Below are 18942 nucleotides of genomic sequence, written 5' to 3'. Positions count from 1 at the left end.
ACCTCAGGGCGCCCGGGCAAACCATCGCCCGGCCTCACAGGCCACGCTGTTGTCGAGTTCAAGCTCCGTCAGCGCCGCCAGTACCTTGGGCAACGGCCAGCCACTGCTGGCTGACAAGCCCTCGCTGGTCTGCGGAGCGGCATGCAGCAACGCCAGAAGGGGATGGATAATTCCAGGCTTGCTTTCCCCCGGTTCATTGCTCGGCGGCAGATTTTTCCAGCCTTGCAGCGCCTCCAGTATGTGATCGATGGTCTCCACCAGCACCGCGCCTTCACGGATCAGTTGATGACAGCCCCGAGCGCCCGGGTGATGAATCGATCCGGGAATCGCGTAGACCTCCCGGCCCTGCTCAGCGGCCAGCCGCGCCGTGATCAGCGAGCCACTGGCAACACTGGCCTCCACCACCAGCACGCCCAACGACAGGCCGCTGATAATCCGGTTACGTCGCGGAAAATTGCTGGCATGGGGTTCGGCGTCCAGCGGAAGCTCGGAAATCACCGCGCCACCCTGCGCCACCATGGTCGCTGCAAGTTGACGATGCCGCTGTGGATAAAGTTTTTCGATGCCCGTGCCAAGGACGCCGATCGTGGCACCTTTTACATCCAGCGCACCCTGATGCGCAGCGCCATCGATGCCGAGTGCAAGGCCGCTGGTGACAACAAATCCAGCCCCCGCCAGGCTACGGGCGAACGCCTTCGCCGTATCGAGTCCCGGTCTGGAGGCGCGTCGACTGCCGACCATCCCGAGCTGCGGACGATCAAGCAAGGTGCGATCACCGGCGATGAAAAGAAGCGGAGGGGGATCGGCATTTTCAGCCAGTAAGGCAGGGTAGTCGGGATCGTCCCACATCAACAAATGCTGGCCCGGACGCTCTAGCCAGGCCAATGCAGCGCTCGCACCGTCACGCACTTGCGGGCTGCGCCGTGCGTCAGAACTGGCCGCCGGAAGCCTCAAGGATCGCCAGGCGGACGCCGGCGCGCTCAACGCAGCAGAGGCACTGCCGAACGCATCGATAAGGGTATGAAAACGCTTGGGACCGATTTCGGGCAATCGATGAAGGCGCAGACGCGCCTCCAGCTCGGCAGGGGACTGCCCGGCATTTTCGAACAACGGCATGAGATCTTCCTTGATCCGTGGCCCACTTCAATGAGTGGGCCAACCTGTGGATAAGTCTGTTAACAACAATTAGATAAGTGAAGCACGCCGGTGGGAAAAAGTGTTTTAGAGCTGATACATAGCATTACGGATTGCGCACCCGGTCGTTCACCGCCAGAGATCTGGACGCATGAAGCACCATCGCGTAGCTCAAGCGATTGTAAGTACGGAATACCATCAGCAGACCTGAACGCTCGTCCGGGATTTTTACCTGCTCGCCCGTGATGCGGTCGCGAACAGTCTCGCCCGCCTTGTAGATCGCCAGCACGTTGCCTTCCGCCAGACCGTCGAGACGACCACGGTCCAGCGTGACCACGTCGAACTCGCCAATCTGAGTCACGCCGCGCGGCACATCGATGATCGTGCCTCTGATTTCCTGCTTCGGCTCACTCGGCAGAAAGTTGGAGTTGATCGCGCGCTCTTCACTGACGAACAGGCGGTCGCCCAGGCGAACCTCTTGAGTCGAACGCTGCATCTGCACCGTCGCCACGTCACCTTCGCGGGCTACCACTTCACCGCTGCCGATGTCGTCACCGTTGATACCCAAGGGCTCATCGGTTTCTGGGTCGTAGTAGGTCTTGCCCTTGCGGAAGATGCCGTAGGACACGTGGGCCGGGTCAAAGCTGCCTCGCGCATAAATCCGGTCCCCGGCGCCGCTCAAGACGCGTTCGCCATTACCGGCCACAATGTACGGTGCATCTTCGAACTGCTCGGCGGTGTCCATGATCCGGTTGTTGAGCAGGAATGCGTTGATTGCGCCCAGAGGAATGGTCGGAATCGCATCGGCGATAGGCGTGCTGCGCACCCGAGGGGACAGTTTGATCGTACCGCGAGACTCGCCACGGTTAAGAACAATCCTCGGCTGGCCGTCCACATAAATGAGGTTCAGCGTGTCGCCGGGGTAGATCAAATCAGGGTCGTGGACCTGCGGGTTCGCGCGCCAGAGCTGCGGCCACTTCCACGGTTGGCTCAGAAACTTGCCGGAAATGTCCCAGAGTGTGTCACCGGCGACAACGGTGTAACTCTGTGGATGGCCATCCCTGAGTTGTACTTGCGCCTGGACAAGGCCTGTCGCGGCCAACAGCAGCAGGGCGAGTAGTGATTTCCTCATGCGGTGAATCCCTTTATCATGTTGGCTTCGCGTGAAACATTGAGTCTTGCGAGACTTCGGTTTTACAAGGGTTGCCCGCTTGTGACGTCCACAGCCTAGCAGCCGATTTTGACTTTACCCTACAAGTGCAGCTCTTACGTATATGGCCATTTTAAACATTCTCGAATTCCCCGATTCGCGCCTGCGCACCATCGCCAAGCCGGTGGCTGCTGTGGACGACGGCATTCGCCAGTTGGTCGACGACATGTTTGAAACCATGTACGAGGCACCTGGCATCGGTCTGGCGGCGACGCAGGTTAACGTACACAAGCGCGTCGTTGTAATGGATCTCTCCGAAGATCGCAGCGAACCACGGGTTTTCATCAACCCCGAGATCGAGGCGCTGACCGACGAAATGGATCAGTACCAGGAAGGCTGCCTGTCGGTGCCTGGCTTCTACGAAAACGTCGACCGTCCCCAGAAGATCAGGATCAAGGCGCTGGACCGTGATGGCCAGCCTTACGAACTTATCGCCGAAGGCCTGCTCGCCGTGTGCATTCAGCATGAATGCGATCACCTCAACGGCAAGCTGTTCGTGGACTACCTGTCTAATCTCAAGCGTGACCGGATCAAGAAGAAGCTGGAAAAACAGCACAAGCAAAACGCTTGATTCCTCCCTATCTGTAGGCGCGCGCTTGCCCGCGATTGCAATCTGTCCCTGACGCACTCGTCGGCTGACACCCTGCAACCCCGGGCAAATGCTCTCCTGCGGCCATATTCTTCAAAGAGAAGCCCATGACTGAGCCACTGCGCATCGTCTTCGCCGGCACCCCTGAATTCGCCGCCGAACACCTCAAAGCCCTGCTCGACAGCCCCTATGAAGTGATCGCGGTTTACACCCAGCCCGATCGCCCGGCAGGCCGTGGCCAGAAGCTGATGCCCAGCCCGGTCAAGCAACTCGCCCTGCAGCACGATATTCCGGTGCTGCAACCGCCCACCCTGCGTGCGCCTGAAGCACAGGCCGAGCTCGCCGTCCTCAAGCCCGATCTGATGGTGGTGGTCGCCTACGGCCTGATCCTGCCACAGGTGGTGCTGGATATTCCCCGCCTGGGCTGCATCAACAGTCATGCATCCTTGCTGCCGCGCTGGCGCGGTGCGGCGCCGATCCAGCGCGCCGTGCAGGCTGGCGATGCTGAAAGTGGCGTCACGGTCATGCGCATGGAAGCCGGTCTGGATACAGGACCGATGCTGCTCAAGGCCGTTACCGCGATCACCGGCGAAGACACCGGCGGCACCTTGCACGATCGCCTGGCTGAGCTCGGACCCGTTGCTGTTCTACAGGCCATTGCAGGCCTGGCGGAGGGTTCACTGGTGGGCGAAGTTCAGGACGACAGTCTTGCCACCTACGCTCACAAGCTGAACAAAGACGAAGCACGCATCGACTGGACGCGCCCGGCGGATGAACTGGAACGTCTGGTTCGCGCCTTCAACCCCTGGCCGATCTGCCACAGCACCCTCAACGGCGAAGCACTGAAAGTGCTTGCCGCTCAAGTCGCCGAAGGCGAAGGCGAGCCCGGTAAGGTACTCAGCGCCAGCAAGGACGGTCTGGTCGTGGCCTGCGGGCATAACGCCCTGCGCCTGACTCGCTTGCAATTGCCGGGCGGCAAACCGCTGGGCTTCGCTGATCTGTTCAACAGCCGTCGTGAAAAATTTGCCGTAGGCACCGTATTGGGCGCTCAGGTGGACAGCCAATGAATCCGCGTCTCGCCGCTGCCAAGGCATTGGCTGCCGTACTCAGCGGTAAAGCGTCGCTCAACAGCTCGCTGCCCACTCAACTGGACAAGGTCGAGGACCGTGATCGCGGCCTGACCCAAGACCTGGCGTTCGGCACCGCCCGCTGGGAGCCTCGGCTGTCAGCCTTTGCCGCGAAGCTGCTGCAGAAACCGTTCAAAGCCGCCGACAACGATGTTCAGGCATTGCTGCTGGTCGGTTTGTATCAACTCTTTTATTCGCGCATCCCCGCGCATGCGGCCATCGGTGAAACCGTTGGTTGCGCAGACAAACTGAAAAAACCGTGGGCCAAGGCACTGCTCAACGCTGTCCTGCGTCGTGCGCAGCGTGAAGGCGAAGCGTTGCTGACCGAGCTCGAGCACGACCCTGTCGTCAGAACCGCTCATCCACGCTGGCTGCAAAAAGCCCTCAAAGCCGCATGGCCGGAGCATTGGGAGGCGATTTGTGCCGCGAACAACGCACATCCGCCGATGATTCTGCGGGTCAATCGCCGTCATAAGACGCGTGACCAGTACGTCCAGTTGCTGCAGGACGCAGGCATCGCCGCCACTGCCAGCACCTACAGTCAGGATGGCATCGTGCTGACCGAACCAAGTGACGTTCGCTCGCTGCCGGGTTTCGCCGAGGGCTGGATCAGCGTGCAGGACGAAGCCGCACAACTGGCGGCCGATCTGCTGGAGCTGGCGCCGGGTCAACGTGTGCTCGATGCCTGTTGCGCTCCGGGCGGCAAAACCTGCCATCTGCTTGAGGTGCAGCCGGGGCTCGCGGGCGTTGTCGCCGTGGACCTGGAAGCCAAGCGCATGGTGCGCGTGAAGGAGAACCTGGATCGTCTGGGCCTGAGCGCAGAGCTCATTGCCGCCGACGCCCGTGCCACCGATCAATGGTGGGACGGCAAGCCGTTCCAGCGCATTCTGCTCGACGCGCCTTGTTCGGCGACCGGTGTCATTCGTCGTCACCCGGACATCAAGCTGACCCGTCAGGCCGATGACATTCCAGCCCTTGCGACGCTGCAAGGCGAGCTGCTCGATGCGTTGTGGCCGACCCTGCAGGTGGGCGGCATTCTGCTGTACGCCACGTGTTCGACACTGCCCACCGAGAACACCGAAGTGGTCGACGCCTTCCTCGCCCGCACGCCCGGCGCACGGGAGCTGGACATCGCCGGTCAGCAAGGCAATCCACCGCCGGGCCTTAAACAACCCCACGGCCGCCAGTTGCTGGCGCAGGAAGGCGGGCATGACGGCTTTTATTACGCCAAACTGATCAAGATCGTGGCAGGCACCTGACGCGACTCCCTTGTAGGAGCCGGCTTGCTGGCGAAAGCGTCAGGTCAGACGCCACTGTGGTGAATGATCGATTGCATTCGCCAGCAAGCCGGCTCCTACAGTCCGCGTTCCCTTTCAAACATATGCGTCCCCCTGCGCAGGCAACGACACCATCATCAATTCAAGGAGAGACTGATTGAAGATCATCATTCTCGGTGCAGGACAGGTCGGTGGCACGCTGGCAGAACATCTGGCCAGCGAAGCCAACGACATCACTGTGGTCGACACCGATGCCGATCGCCTGCGCGCACTGGGTGACCGGCTGGATATCCGCACCGTTCAAGGCCGTGGCTCTTTCCCGACCGTACTGCGCCAGGCCGGTGCCGACGATGCCGACATGCTGGTGGCCGTGACCAGCAGCGACGAAACCAACATGGTCGCCTGCCAGGTCGCCTACACGCTGTTTCATACCCCGACCAAGATCGCCCGGGTTCGGGAATCGGCCTACCTGACCCGTGCCGGGCTGTTCGACAACGACGCCATTCCGGTGGACGTGCTGATCAGCCCGGAGCAAGTCGTCACCAATTACATCAAGCGTTTGATCGAATACCCGAGCGCGCTCCAGGTCATCGACTTTGCCGGCGGCAAGGTGCAACTCGTTGCCGTGAAGGCGTATTACGGCGGCCCGTTAGTGGGCCAGCAACTGCGTCAGTTGCGCGCGCACATGCCTAATGTCGACACCCGCGTCGCTGCTATCTTCCGCCGAGACCGTCCGATCATTCCCCAAGGCGATACCGTCATCGAAGCGGATGACGAAGTCTTCTTCATTGCCGCCAAGGCGGACATTCGTGCGGTGATGGGCGAAATGCGCCGTCTGGACGAGAGCTACAAGCGCATCGTCATCGCCGGTGGCGGGCAGATCGGCGAGCGTCTGGCCGAGGCCATCGAAAATCGTTACCAAGTGAAGATCATCGAGATGAACCCGGCACGCTGTCGCTACTTGTCGGACACACTCGACAACACCGTGATCCTGCAAGGCAGCTCCTCGGACCGAGACCTGTTGATGGAAGAAAACATCGACAACGCCGACCTGTTCCTTGCCCTGACCAACGACGATGAAGCCAACATCATGTCGTCGTTGCTGGCCAAGCGGCTGGGCGCAAAAAAGGTCATGACCATCATCAACAACCCGGCGTATGTGGACCTGGTGCAAGGCGGGGAAATCGACATCGCGGTCAGCCCGCAGTTGGCGACGATCGGCACCTTGCTGGCTCACGTGCGGCGCGGCGACATTGTCAGCGTGCACTCTCTACGGCGCGGCGCCGCCGAAGCCATTGAGGTCGTGGCACACGGCGATGCCAAGTCGAGCAAAGTGATCGGCAAGGCCATCAAGCACATCAACCTGCCGCCCGGTACCACCATCGGGGCTATCACTCGCGCCGAACAAGTGCTCATTGCCCACGACAGCACGGTGATCGAATCCGGCGACCATGTGGTCATGTTCCTTGTGGATAAAAAGTACATCCGCGATGTGGAACGGCTATTTCAGGTAGGGCTGAGCTTTTTTTAAGCAAGGAGATCGACGTGCTCGAATCGCTGGAAAAGATGCTCGCCAAGGGCATGGATAACGCACTGCTGCGTTTCGGTCTGGGCAAAGGGTATCTCGATGCCGGAGATCCTCAGAAGGCCGGCGAGCACTTGCAGCGGTGCGTCGAGTTCGACCCGAAATATTCCGCGGCGTGGAAGTTGCTCGGCAAGGCCTGGCTGGCGGCGGGGGATACCGCACAAGCCCGTCAGGCCTGGGAGCAGGGGATTTCAGCGGCAGTCGGCCATGGCGACAAACAGGCCGAAAAAGAGATGACGGTGTTTCTTAAAAAGCTGGATCGCAAAGCGTAGCGCCCCAGATACCGCATAGAAATGCAATTCATTGTAGGAGCCGGCTTGCTGGCGAACCCAATCCGTCATTCAACAGTGATGTATCAGGACGGCTCCATTCGCCAGCAAGCCGGCTTCTACAGGAGTGACCGCGCTCGCTCAGGCCAGACTCAATACCAGCGCGTCTCCCCCTCGGGCCGCTTCTTGAATCGCTTCATGGTCCACATGTACTGGCTCGGGTAAGCGCGCACGTACTTCTCAACGACCTTGCTCATCGCCGCCGCCGAGGTTTCGGTGTCGGTGCTGTACATATCTTCCGGCGCCGCTTCCAGAACCACTTTGTAGCCTGAGCCATCTTCCAGGCGCATGGCATGCAGGAACACGCCCACCGCTTTGCCGCCCGCCAGCATGTTCGGCACGAACTTGCTGGTCAGCGCCACGGTGCCGCAGAACGGCACGAAGATACCGGCCGACTCAGCCGGCTCCGGATCCGCCGGAATGCCCACCGAACCGCCTTTGCGCACTTCCTTGATGACGCTGAGAATCCCTTCCTTGGTCGACGCGGCCACACGGTTACCCAACTGCACACGCTGTTTACGCAGCAGTTCATCCACGGCTTTAAGCTTGGGCGGACGATAGAAAATGATCGGCTTGCACTGGCTGCAATAGAAGTGGTTGAGCACTTCCCAGTTGCCCAGGTGGCTGGTGATGCCGACCACGCCTTTGCCGGACGCGAGCGCGTCTTTCAACACCTGCAAACCTTCGACTTCACGGACCAGATTGATCGATTTCTGAGCAGGCCAGATCCACGCACAGGCGCTTTCGGTCAACGTCTTGCCGATGTCCATCAGGCTGCGACCGACCAGCGCCTCAAGCTCGGTGGGGCTCAGCTCGGGAAAACATTTAGAGAGGTTGATGCGCGCGACTTCACGAGAACGGTTAGGCAGCTTCCACATCAACCAGCCGATGCCGGTGCCGACCCACTGCACGGCACGCCACGGCAACAGGGCAAATAACCGCAACGCCCCGACCATCATGGCGCCTTTGAACTTATCCACAGATCACTCCTGAATCGATGAGGTGGGCATTGTAACCACTACGGCGACCAGTGCGGTCCCCTGTAGGAGCCGGCTTGCTGGCGAAAGCGTCGGGTCAGCCACCTCTAATAGCGGCTAATACACCGCTTTCGCCAGCAAGCCGGCTCCTACAATGGATATTCAATTACCGTGAGAGCTCGGCATACCGATCACAATCCACCGTGTGGTCCATGACCATCCCCGTGGCCTGCATGTACGCATAGCAAATGGTCGGGCCGACGAAGGTGAAACCGGCTTTTTTCAGGGCCTTGCTCATGGCTTCGGCCTCTGGCGTGATGGCCGGGACTTCGCTGCGATCCTTGAAGTGATTGACCTTTGGCTGGCCACCGACGAACGACCAGACGAACGCAACCGGGTCTTCCAGACGCAGCCAGGCCTGTGCATTCTTGCGCGCTGCGTTGAGTTTCAGACGGTTGCGGATGATGCCCGGCTCAAGCATCAATGCCTCGATCTCTGCATCGGTCATGTTTGCAATGCGCTGCACGTCGAAGTTGAACATCACTTCGCGATACCGCGCGCGCTTCTTCAAAATCGTGATCCACGACAGACCTGCCTGGAACCCTTCGAGCAATAGAAACTCGAACAGCATCTGCGCGTCGCGCAACGGCACGCCCCACTCCTGATCGTGATAGTCCATGTAAAGCGGATCTTCGTTGCACCAAAAGCAGCGTGGCATAGGGCTCCCAAGGGTGGAGGCGCTGCTGAATCGGGTATACTCCCGCTCTTTAAATCGCAGCCCCCAGTACAGGTGAATTTCGTGAGCCAGCCTACGCCAGCCGTGCGTACCTTCCAAGACTTGATCCTCGCCCTCCAGCAATACTGGGCTGAGCAAGGTTGTGTGGTACTTCAGCCCTACGATATGGAAGTGGGCGCCGGCACTTTCCACACCGCCACGTTTCTGCGCGCCGTCGGCCCGGAAACCTGGAACGCCGCCTACGTACAGCCGAGCCGTCGTCCTACCGATGGCCGCTATGGCGAGAACCCGAACCGCCTGCAGCACTACTATCAGTTTCAGGTCGTTCTGAAGCCAAACCCTGACAACTTCCAGGAGCTGTATCTGGGCTCGCTGAAGCATGTCGGCCTCGATCCGCTGGTGCACGACGTGCGCTTCGTAGAAGACAACTGGGAATCGCCAACCCTGGGTGCCTGGGGCCTGGGCTGGGAAATCTGGCTGAACGGCATGGAAGTTTCTCAATTCACCTATTTCCAGCAAGTGGGCGGCATCGAGTGCTACCCGGTCACTGGCGAGATAACTTACGGTCTCGAGCGTCTGGCGATGTACCTGCAAGGCGTTGAATCGGTCTACGACCTGGTCTGGACCGACGGCCCGTTCGGCAAAGTGACCTATGGCGACGTGTTCCACCAGAACGAAGTGGAGCAATCGACCTACAACTTCGAACACGCCAATGTCGACAAACTGTTCGAGCTGTTCGATTTCTACGAAAGCGAAGCCGTGCGCCTGATCGCTGCTGAACTGCCGCTGCCGAGCTATGAAATGGTGCTCAAGGCGTCGCACACCTTCAACCTGCTGGATGCCCGTCGCGCGATTTCCGTGACCGCGCGTCAGCAATACATTCTGCGTGTGCGCACGCTGGCGCGTTCCGTTGCCCAGGCGTACCTGATGGCCCGGGCCAAACTTGGCTTCCCGATGGCTGCACCGGATATTCGCGATGAAGTGTTGGCTAAGCTGGAGGCTGCACAATGAGTGCTCAAGATTTCCTGGTTGAATTGGGCACCGAAGAACTGCCACCCAAAGCCCTGAACACCCTGGCCGATGCATTCCTGGCCGGTATCGAAAAAGGCCTGCAAGCCGCTGGCCTGACTTACAGCGCCAAGCAGGTGTATGCCGCGCCGCGTCGTCTGGCCGTACTGATCACCGAACTGGCGACTCAGCAACCGGACCGCAGCGTCAATCTGGACGGCCCGCCACGTCAGGCCGCGTTCGACGCTGAAGGCAATCCGACTCAGGCGGCACTGGGCTTCGCCAAGAAGTGCGGCGTCGACCTGAGCGAAATCGACCAAAGCGGTCCCAAGTTGCGTTACAGCCAGAGCATCGCCGGTAAACCGACCTCGAGCCTGCTGCCGACCATCATCGAAGACTCGTTGAATGACCTGCCAATCCCTAAGCGCATGCGCTGGGGTGCTCGCAAGGAAGAGTTCGTGCGTCCGACCCAATGGTTGGTGATGCTGTTTGGCGATCAAGTGATCGACTGCACGATCCTGGCTCAAACCGCCGGTCGTGAGTCCCGTGGTCATCGCTTCCACCATCCTGAAAGCGTGCGCATCACCTCGCCTGCCAACTACGCCAGCGACCTGCGCGCAGCCCACGTGCTGGCCGACTTCAACGAGCGCCGTCAGCTGATCAGCAAGCGCGTTGAAGAGCTGGCAACCCAGCACGAAGGCACGGCGATTGTCCCGCCTGCACTGCTCGACGAAGTGACCGCGCTGGTCGAGTGGCCAGTTCCGCTGGTGTGTTCGTTCGAAGAGCGTTTCCTGGAAGTCCCTCAGGAAGCCCTGATCACCACCATGCAGGACAACCAGAAGTATTTCTGCCTGCTGGATGCCGACGGCAAGCTGCTGCCACGCTTCATCACCGTCGCGAACATCGAGAGCAAGGACCCGTCGCAGATCGTCCTGGGTAACGAGAAAGTCGTTCGCCCGCGTCTGACCGACGCCGAGTTCTTCTTCAAGCAAGACAAGAAGCAGAAGCTGGAAACCTTCAACCAGCGTCTGCAGAACGTCGTGTTCCAGGCTCAGTTGGGTACTGTGTTCGACAAAGCCGAGCGCGTTTCCAAGCTGGCCGCGTTCATTGCCCCGCGCATTGGCGGCGACGCTCAGCGCGCCGGCCGTGCGGGCCTGCTGTCCAAGTGCGACCTGGCGACCGAAATGGTCGGCGAGTTCCCTGAAATGCAGGGCGTAGCGGGTTACTACTACGCGCTGGCGGATGGCGAACCGGAAGACGTAGCACTGGCGCTCAACGAGCAGTACATGCCGCGTGGCGCTGGCGCTGAATTGCCAAGCACCCTGACCGGCTCCGCCGTGGCGATCGCCGACAAGCTCGACACGTTGGTCGGCATCTTCGGCATCGGCATGTTGCCGACCGGCAGCAAAGACCCGTACGCATTGCGTCGTGCAGCGCTGGGCATCCTGCGCATCCTGATCGAGAAGAAGCTGGACCTCGACCTGATCAAGACGGTGCAGTTCGCCGTCACCCAGTTCGGTGCCAAGGTGAAGTCGGCCGGTCTGGCCGAGCAAGTTCTTGAGTTCATCTTCGACCGCCTGCGTGCGCGTTACGAAGACGAAGGCGTCGATGTGTCGGTGTACCTGTCGGTGCGTGCTCTGCAACCCGGCTCGGCGCTGGACTTCGATCAGCGCGTGCAAGCCGTTCAGGCATTCCGCAAGCTGCCTGAAGCGGCGGCACTGGCGGCCGTGAACAAGCGTGTGTCGAATCTGCTGAGCAAGGCGGAGGGCAACATTGCCCACACCGTCGAGCCGAAGTACTTCGACAACGCTAACGAGTTCTCGCTGTACTCGGCGATTCAACAGGCCGATCAGGCCGTCGTGCCGATGTCTGCCAACCGTCAGTACAACGAAGCCCTGACCCGTCTGGCCGCCCTTCGCGAACCCGTTGACGCCTTCTTCGAAGCCGTGATGGTGAACGCAGAAGATGCAAACGTGCGGGCCAACCGTTATGCGTTGCTGGCACGTCTGCGCAACCTGTTCCTCGGCGTCGCCGACATTTCCCTACTGGGTTAAGCCGGGCTGAGGCAGGAGAACATGATTTGAAGCTGCTGATTCTCGATCGGGACGGAGTGATCAACGAAGACTCCGACGCTTACATCAAGTCGGTGCAAGAGTGGATTCCGATCCCCGGCTCGATCGAGGCGATCGCGCAACTGAGCAAGGCCGGCTGGACGGTGGCAGTCGCCACCAACCAGTCCGGCATCGCTCGCGGCTATTACGATCTGGCCACCCTGGACGCCATGCACGCACGACTGCGTGAACTCGTGGCGGCGCAGGGCGGCGAGGTCGGTCTGATTGTTTATTGTCCTCACGGACCGGATCAGGGATGCGATTGTCGCAAACCGAAGCCGGGCATGTTGCGCACCATTGCCAGCCATTACGCCGTCGATTTACGCGGAATCTGGTTTGTCGGCGACAGCAAGGGTGACCTGGAGGCGGCGGTGGCCGTCGACTCTCAACCTGTTCTGGTCATGACGGGCAAAGGTCACAAGACGCGGAGCAATCCATTGCCCGCGGGAACGTTGATTTTTGACGATCTGGCGGCGGTTGCCGCCGAACTTATCCACAACAGCGCTTCGTTGAACGGCTGACCGGTCGTTCAACGGCACGCTCAATCCGGGCACTGCCCGTAATGGTAAAAGCAGCTATGTCGATAGTGCAGGCCATCAGGATCTTCTTCTTTTACCTGCTGCTGGGCACCAGCGCTCTGCTGTGGTGCTCGCTGAGTTTTTTCATCGCGCCTTTCCTGCCGTTCCGCATTCGTTATCGCTTCATCAATGTCTATTGGTGTCGCTGTGCGGTCTGGCTGACCAGGGTGTTGCTCAACATCCGGGTCAATGTCACAGGCCAGGAAAACGTCCCCAAGACGCCTTGCGTAATCGTTTCGAATCACCAGAGCACATGGGAAACGTTCTTCCTGTCCGCGCACTTCCAGCCGCTGAGTCAGGTGCTCAAGCGTGAGCTCCTGTATGTACCGTTCTTCGGTTGGGCAATGGCTATGCTGCGGCCGATCGCCATCGATCGCAACAATCCCAAAGCTGCGCTCAAGGTCGTGGCGAAGAAGGGCGATGAATTATTGAAAGACGGCGTCTGGGTGATGATCTTTCCGGAAGGGACGCGCGTGCCCTACGGCCAGATCGGCAAGTTCTCCCGCAGCGGGTCGGCACTGGCGGTGAATGCTGAGTTGCCCGTTCTGCCGATCGCCCACAACGCGGGCAAATACTGGCCGAAAGAAGGCTGGGGGAAAAAGCCTGGGACCATCGAGGTAGTGATCGGCGAACCCATGTATGCAGAGGGTACGGGGCCGCGCGCCATCGCAGCGCTGAACGACCGAGTCTACGCCTGGAACGAGGCCACTCAGAAGGCGCTGGGCTCAGCGGCCATGCCTGCACCCGCACCTGAAAAATCACCCGTGTGAATTGTGGATAACCTGTGCACCAATTGTGCGAAATTTCCATTAAACAGATCTAAGTCTTTAATTTCATTGCTTATTTCTGTCGGCAATTATCAAGCCTAAAACGTGCATAAGTTTTCTTGAGCGTTCGTTATTAGCGCTGAATCCATCGGTCTTGAGCCTTCCCGGTCAAGACCGATTTTGTTTTCAGGCCGTTTGGGTACCTTTCGATATCCACAGATTACACAGCGCCGCGATTGCGATTAAAACCAGCCCTCCGCACGCCGCTGCAACAAACCCCATCGCCGGCGACAGGTTGTCAATCGCATACCCCACCAACGGCATCGAGAGGGTCTGGCCCATCCGGTTCGCTGAATCCTGCAGCCCCATGACCTGACCTCGCACACTGGCGGGGGCGAGCTGCGCGACCGCTTCGGAGCTCGCCGCCAGCGTCGGCGTACATAACAGGTTGGTCGGCAAGAGCGCCAGTAACAGCCACCACCAGACCTGATCGAAGAAGACGACAGGCAGCAGTAACAGACTCATGGTCACCGCCAGCCGGTTCAACGACCAGGACCTGTGGACAATCCCGTGAACGAAACCCCCGGCAATCGAGGCAATCGACATGGCTGCGATCACATAGCCGGTGTATGCGATCTCGCCGTTCTCCCGCAACACAGCAATCAATGCGAGCTCCGTCCCGAACAGCACAAACAGCGCGCCCGAGCTGATCAGCAACACGCTTATCAGCCGAGCATTGAGCCACTCACGCAACGTCGGCCGGGCGGGCTCCGTCACCGCGACGACTTCATCGGGATTGCGGATCGGCCAGTTCAACAGGTAAAGCGCCGCGTAGGACAGTGCTCGCCAGATGCCGATGCCCACCAGCACCGCAGTTGCCGAATAGGCCGTTATCAACAGAATGCCGACAGCAGGGGTGATGACAAAAGAGAGCTCCATCAGCATCGTCGTCAGCGAATACGCCGCACGACGCTGATCTTCCGGAACCAGACTGGCGACGAACTGCCTCGAGAGCGAGCCTGTCGGTATGGTGAAAACGCCGGCAGCAAAGGCTAGGGCGACGAAAAGCATGTAATTCACCAGCGGCAGCAGAACCCAGGCGACTGTGGATAACGCACCGCAGGCCGCGACCACCGGACGCAGACCATGCCGGTCCATCATGCGTCCCAGCAACGGTGATCCCACGGCAAACCCCAACGCTGTGGCTGTCGCCACCAGGCCCGCGTCGAAATAACTGCGACCCATCTCATTGAGGACGTGAAGGCTTAACGTCAGCGTCATGATCGTCAGCGGTAAACCCGCGACGAACATAAACAACGTGGCCGGCAATACCCTCGGGATCGCCAGCACTTTCTGGTATTTGCGAAACGACATCCGGTTACAGCTCCTTGATCCGTCTTTTTCCTGAAACCGCGATTCAGATGCTCAGCGCGCGAGCGGTCGGCGAGTCTATTCCTTCGGCTGAAGGAGAAGGGCCACCAGCGCACTCCAGCCTGTCTGGTGGGACGCCCCTAGACCGCGCCCGTTCTCGCCGTGGAAATACTCATGAAACAACACGAGATCCCGACTCTCGGGATCTATTTCAAGCTGTGGATAACCCGCCATCGAAGGACGATTGCCTTCCTCATTTCGTAGGAAAAGACTGTTTATGCGATGGCTGAGTCCGTCTGCCACTTCTTCCAGTGACGCGAGATACCCTGAGCCGCTGGGGTACTCAACAGAAAAATTCTCGCCGTAATAGCGATGAAACTCCCGCAGCGACTCGATCAGCATGAAGTTCAGCGGCATCCAGACCGGCCCGCGCCAGTTCGAATTGCCGCCAAACAAACGAGAGTTCGATTCCGCCGGCTGATAGTCCGCACACAGCGTGCTGCTATCCACCTGCATCTTGAACGGCTGATCGCCATAGTAACGGGACAAAGACCGCACACCGAAGCCCGAGAGAAACTCGCTTTCGTCGAGCATGTGCTTGATCAGGTCCTTGGTCCGTTGTCCGCGTAACAGCGCCAGCAACAAACGGTTGCCCTTGCCCGGTTCGGTCCAGCGAGAGATCAACGCCGCAAGGTCTGGGCGATGGTGCAGAAAGCCCAGCAGACGCTCACGCAATCCCTTCAAACCTTCATGCTCGCGCTGCTCCAGGACACGCACGGCAAACAGAGGTATCAGCCCCACGAAAGAGCGCAGCCGCACGGATTCTCGCAAACCGTCAGGTCGGTGCAGCACGTCGTAGAAAAAGCCGTCGTCTTCGTCCCAGAGTCCCTCTACGTCTTCCTTGTCGACCTCGTTGATCGCCCCGGCTATATAAAGGAAGTGCTCGAAAAACTTCACCGCGATGTCGACGTACACCTCATTGTGCTGAGCAAGCTCCAACGCAATGCGCATCAGGTCCAGCGCATAACCTGCGACCCACGCAGTGCCATCAGCCTGGTCCAGTTGGTAACCGGGGGCGAGGGCGGCCGAGCGATCAAACAGACCAATGTTGTCCAGTCCCAGGAATCCGCCCTGAAAGATGTTGTGCCCCTCGGCATCCTTGCGATTGACCCACCATGAAAAATTCAGCAGCAGCTTGTGGAAAATTCGCTCCAGGAAAACCACATCTCCCTTGCCGGTTTGCGTTTTTTCCATCAGATAGACGCGCCACGTCGCCCACGCATGGACCGGGGGATTTGCGTCGTCGAAGCGCCACTCATAGGCGGGAAGCTGGCCGTTGGGATGCATGAAGCGGTCTTTGACCAGCATCAGTAACTGGTCCTTGGCGAACTCGATGTCGATCAACGCAAATGCCACGGCCTGAAATGCCAGATCCCATGAGGCGTACCAGGGGTACTCCCATTTGTCCGGCATCGAGACGATGTCGAAATTGCACAGGTGCCGCCATTGATTGTTGCGAATGTGCGAGCGCCCTGCGGGTAAAGGGCCTTTTCCCGGATCCCCTTCGAGCCAGGCTTTGACGTCGAAATTATAGAGTTGCTTGGACCACAGCAATCCAGCCAGCGCCTGGCGCTGGACATTGCGCGCGTCCTCATCCTTTAGCCTGTGCTGAAGTGCACCGTAAAACTGGTTGGCTTCGGACGTGCGCTGTTCAAACAGTGCCTTGGCATTGACGTGAGCCGAGCCGGCTGGCGCAAAGCGCAGGTAAACGACCTCAGAGGCTCCGGCTTCAAGGCGCATGTGGAAGTGCGCGGCAACCTTGGTGCCTGAGTCATGTCGGATCGCATCTCGGTTGGCACCGACGATGTAATCATTGATGCCGTCCTTGAACGGCCCACTGGCAGGCTCGCCGAACAGCCGAGGAGTGTTGGTGCTGTTCTCGCAAAACAACCAGTCACAGGATTGTTTTCCCCAGGCGGTTACTTCCTTGTCGGGCTGTGAGGGGTGACGAGCCGCCACTTGATCGTTCTGCAGCACGAGGGCAGGGCGGTCGACAGGCTCGCCGGCCCAGCTCCAGATATCCCGCGCCCACACCTGTGGCAACACCTGCAGGCTCGCCGAGCAATCGGATCGGTTGACCACGGTCACCCGCATGAAGATGTCGTCAGGCGTGTGCTTGGCGTATTCGATAGTCACATCGAAATAATGATTGTCGTTAAAGACACCGGTATCGAGCACTTCGTACTCGGGATCGTCCAACCCGCGTCGTGCGTTTTCTTCTACGAGATCACTGTAAGGAAAGGCCGCGTGTGGATATTTGTAAAGCATGCGCATGTAGGCATGACTCGGCAAACCGTCGACATGAAAATAAAGCTCCTTCACGTCCTCGCCGTGGTTGCCCTCGGCGTTGTTCAGACCGAACAGACGCTCCTTGAGAATCGCGTCACGCTCGTTCCATAACGCCAGTCCGATACACCAGTGCTGCGACTTGTCAGAGAACCCGGCCAGACCATCCTCGCCCCAGCGATAAGCGCGACTGCGAGCATGATCATGGGGGAAGTAGGCCCACGCATCGCCGTCCGCACTGTAATCCTCCCGCACTGTTCCCCATTGGCGATCACTCACATACGGTCCCCATTCCCGCCAACCGTTGGCTGCGTCCCCTACAAGGCGTAATCCCTCAGTCGTCTGCTGCAGGGTTTTGCTGGTTGTTTCGGCAGGCATGTTCACTTTCCAGAAAGTCAGATTGGCCGTTTAACAGGCGCTGATTGCAAGGAAATCTATCGGGGGCCGCGTTCGGTCAAATTATTGGCAACCCGGTAATTCAAAGGGCGATTACTCATGGCAATTAGACCCTGTACACCGCCGGTGTATGGTTCGAGCGTGGGAACACACTTCTTGCCTCTCGGTATTGCGCGTTGCTCTGGACGTGAAGCATCACAGCGGTAAATGGATCGAAATGCAGTTGCCCTGTTTGCGGGCGGAGGCGGTATGAATACATTGGGTGATCTGGCGTCCAGACGGAACAATAACTTCAACCTCATCAGAATGCTTGCTGCAACGGCGGTACTGATCTCTCACAGTTATCCACTCGCCTTGGGCAGTACCGCCATTGAGCCTTTATCCAGTTGGCTGGGTCTGTCGCTCGGTGAACTGGCCGTGATCACCTTCTTTTGCGTTTCCGGCTTCTTTATTTCCCTCAGCCGAGACCGTGCGCCTACTAACCTGGATTTTTTCTCAGCGCGGTTTCTGCGCATCTACCCGGGCCTGTCCCTCGTCCTGTTACTGAGCGTCTTCCTGATCGGCCCGATCTTTACGACACTGGGCGCGCTGGAATATTTCCGCTCAGGTGCAATTTACAGTTACCTGAGCAATAACCTCATGCTGTTCAGCATGAAATTTCAGCTCCCCGGCGTCTTCGAGGATAACCCGTGGCCAGGCATCAACGGCTCATTGTGGACGCTGTTTTACGAAGTGACGTTGTATGTGCTGGTAGGCGGTTTGGGCGCGTTTGCGTTCTACGGACGAGGCGTGCGGTTTGCCGGGTTTCTGCTCGTTTACGCGATCATCTACATCGCCTTCAAGGAGTTGCTGGCCAACACCACACTGCTGAACGAACTGCACCGGGCCCAGTTCTTCTTCACCTGGAGCCTTCCGTTCGTACTCGGCATGTCGCTGTACCGTTATCGTCAGCACATTCAACATCGCTTCGTGTGGTTCCTCCCGCTGGCGGCATTGGCCGCGTGGTCCTATCAAAAGCCATGGTTCTTCGAATGCTTCGTGGCCGCCTGGACGTACCTGATCTTCTACCTGGGCTTTGCCACCAACCGCTTTGTGGATCGCTACAACCAGTTGGGCGATTACTCTTACGGCGTTTACATCTATGCCTTCCCTGTTCAAGAGATACTCGCGCATCAGGTCAAAGGCATCGGTCCTCTCAGCATGATGCTGGTGGCATTCCCGATAGTCTTGGTTGCCGCGATGTTCTCTTGGCACTTCATTGAAAAGCCAGCCATGGCGCGACGACATGCGGTTGCTGCGCAGCTCACGTCCACGATGACAGACTTAAAAACGTATTGGGCAGGTGTGAGAAGCGGGTCGGCCTGAAAAACAAAAACCCCGGCCGATGGGTATCGGCCGGGG

16 protein-coding genes are annotated in these 18942 nt (G+C 59.2%); 10 read left to right on the top strand and 6 right to left on the bottom strand.

Annotation, left to right across the window (positions count from 1 at the left end):
• Positions 1–3: 3 nt before the first annotated feature.
• The gene (gene dprA / locus AB4N84_RS11050; protein ID WP_460046350.1) at positions 4–1116 is read right to left on the bottom strand and encodes a DNA-processing protein DprA; all 1113 of its coding nucleotides are present in this window, start codon (positions 1114–1116) and stop codon (positions 4–6) included.
• 124 nt (positions 1117–1240) lie between these two features.
• Positions 1241–2266, bottom strand: a complete 1026-nt coding sequence (locus tag AB4N84_RS11045) for a LysM peptidoglycan-binding domain-containing protein (RefSeq protein ID WP_074757462.1) — start codon at positions 2264–2266, stop codon at positions 1241–1243.
• A 142-nt stretch (positions 2267–2408) separates the two neighbouring features.
• On the opposite strand from AB4N84_RS11045, the gene def reads away from it, so the two are divergent.
• From def to AB4N84_RS11020, 5 genes are all read left to right on the top strand, one after another.
• The gene (gene def / locus AB4N84_RS11040; protein WP_074757460.1) at positions 2409–2915 is read left to right on the top strand and encodes a peptide deformylase; all 507 of its coding nucleotides are present in this window, start codon (positions 2409–2411) and stop codon (positions 2913–2915) included.
• Positions 2916–3040: 125 nt separating this feature from the next.
• Complete coding sequence (gene fmt / locus AB4N84_RS11035; RefSeq protein WP_460046348.1) at positions 3041–4000, top strand: methionyl-tRNA formyltransferase; 960 nt, start codon at positions 3041–3043, stop codon at positions 3998–4000.
• Entirely contained in the window at positions 3997–5319 is a 1323-nt protein-coding gene (gene rsmB, locus AB4N84_RS11030) for a 16S rRNA (cytosine(967)-C(5))-methyltransferase RsmB (RefSeq protein ID WP_460046347.1), read from the top strand. The genes fmt and rsmB overlap by 4 nt, the downstream gene beginning before the upstream one ends.
• 175 nt (positions 5320–5494) lie before the next feature.
• Complete coding sequence (gene trkA / locus AB4N84_RS11025) at positions 5495–6868, top strand: Trk system potassium transporter TrkA (protein ID WP_074757454.1); 1374 nt, start codon at positions 5495–5497, stop codon at positions 6866–6868.
• A 35-nt stretch (positions 6869–6903) separates the two neighbouring features.
• Positions 6904–7194, top strand: a complete 291-nt coding sequence (locus AB4N84_RS11020; RefSeq protein ID WP_460046989.1) for a tetratricopeptide repeat protein — start codon at positions 6904–6906, stop codon at positions 7192–7194.
• Positions 7195–7343: 149 nt separating this feature from the next.
• Here AB4N84_RS11020 and AB4N84_RS11015 read toward each other — a convergent pair whose 3' ends face one another.
• Positions 7344–8231 (bottom strand): lysophospholipid acyltransferase, encoded by an 888-nt coding sequence (locus tag AB4N84_RS11015; protein WP_460046346.1) that lies wholly within the window; start codon positions 8229–8231, stop codon positions 7344–7346.
• Between the two features lie 163 nt (positions 8232–8394).
• Positions 8395–8946 carry a DNA-3-methyladenine glycosylase I gene (locus tag AB4N84_RS11010; RefSeq protein WP_074757448.1) on the bottom strand — a complete coding sequence of 184 codons (552 nt, stop codon included), beginning with the start codon at positions 8944–8946 and terminating at the stop codon, positions 8395–8397.
• A gap of 81 nt (positions 8947–9027) precedes the next feature.
• On the opposite strand from AB4N84_RS11010, the gene glyQ reads away from it, so the two are divergent.
• From glyQ to AB4N84_RS10990, 4 genes are read left to right on the top strand one after another with little or no spacing between them, the layout of a single operon-like run.
• On the top strand, positions 9028–9975 hold the full coding sequence (gene glyQ / locus AB4N84_RS11005; RefSeq protein WP_074757446.1) for a glycine--tRNA ligase subunit alpha: 948 nt from the start codon (positions 9028–9030) through the stop codon (positions 9973–9975).
• A complete protein-coding gene (glyS, locus tag AB4N84_RS11000) occupies positions 9972–12026 on the top strand; it encodes a glycine--tRNA ligase subunit beta (RefSeq protein WP_074757444.1) in 2055 nt (684 codons plus the stop codon). Before glyQ ends, glyS begins: the two co-directional genes overlap by 4 nt.
• Before the next feature lie 26 nt (positions 12027–12052).
• A complete protein-coding gene (gene gmhB / locus AB4N84_RS10995; protein WP_074757442.1) occupies positions 12053–12604 on the top strand; it encodes a D-glycero-beta-D-manno-heptose 1,7-bisphosphate 7-phosphatase in 552 nt (183 codons plus the stop codon).
• Between the two features lie 56 nt (positions 12605–12660).
• Entirely contained in the window at positions 12661–13431 is a 771-nt protein-coding gene (locus AB4N84_RS10990; protein ID WP_460046344.1) for a lysophospholipid acyltransferase family protein, read from the top strand.
• Between the two features lie 183 nt (positions 13432–13614).
• Here AB4N84_RS10990 and AB4N84_RS10985 read toward each other — a convergent pair whose 3' ends face one another.
• Complete coding sequence (locus tag AB4N84_RS10985; RefSeq protein ID WP_460046343.1) at positions 13615–14802, bottom strand: MFS transporter; 1188 nt, start codon at positions 14800–14802, stop codon at positions 13615–13617.
• A 75-nt stretch (positions 14803–14877) separates the two neighbouring features.
• On the bottom strand, positions 14878–17523 hold the full coding sequence (locus tag AB4N84_RS10980) for an MGH1-like glycoside hydrolase domain-containing protein (protein WP_460046342.1): 2646 nt from the start codon (positions 17521–17523) through the stop codon (positions 14878–14880).
• 267 nt (positions 17524–17790) lie between these two features.
• Between AB4N84_RS10980 and AB4N84_RS10975 the strand changes: the two genes are divergently transcribed.
• Positions 17791–18906, top strand: coding sequence for an acyltransferase family protein (locus AB4N84_RS10975; protein WP_460046341.1), 1116 nt, complete (start codon positions 17791–17793; stop codon positions 18904–18906).
• The last annotated feature ends 36 nt before the right edge of the window (positions 18907–18942 follow it).

This window comes from Pseudomonas sp. S2_H01 (assembly GCF_054668305.1).
Note: the sequence above shows the minus strand (reverse complement) of the source record. Positions and strands in the feature narration are given on the sequence as shown.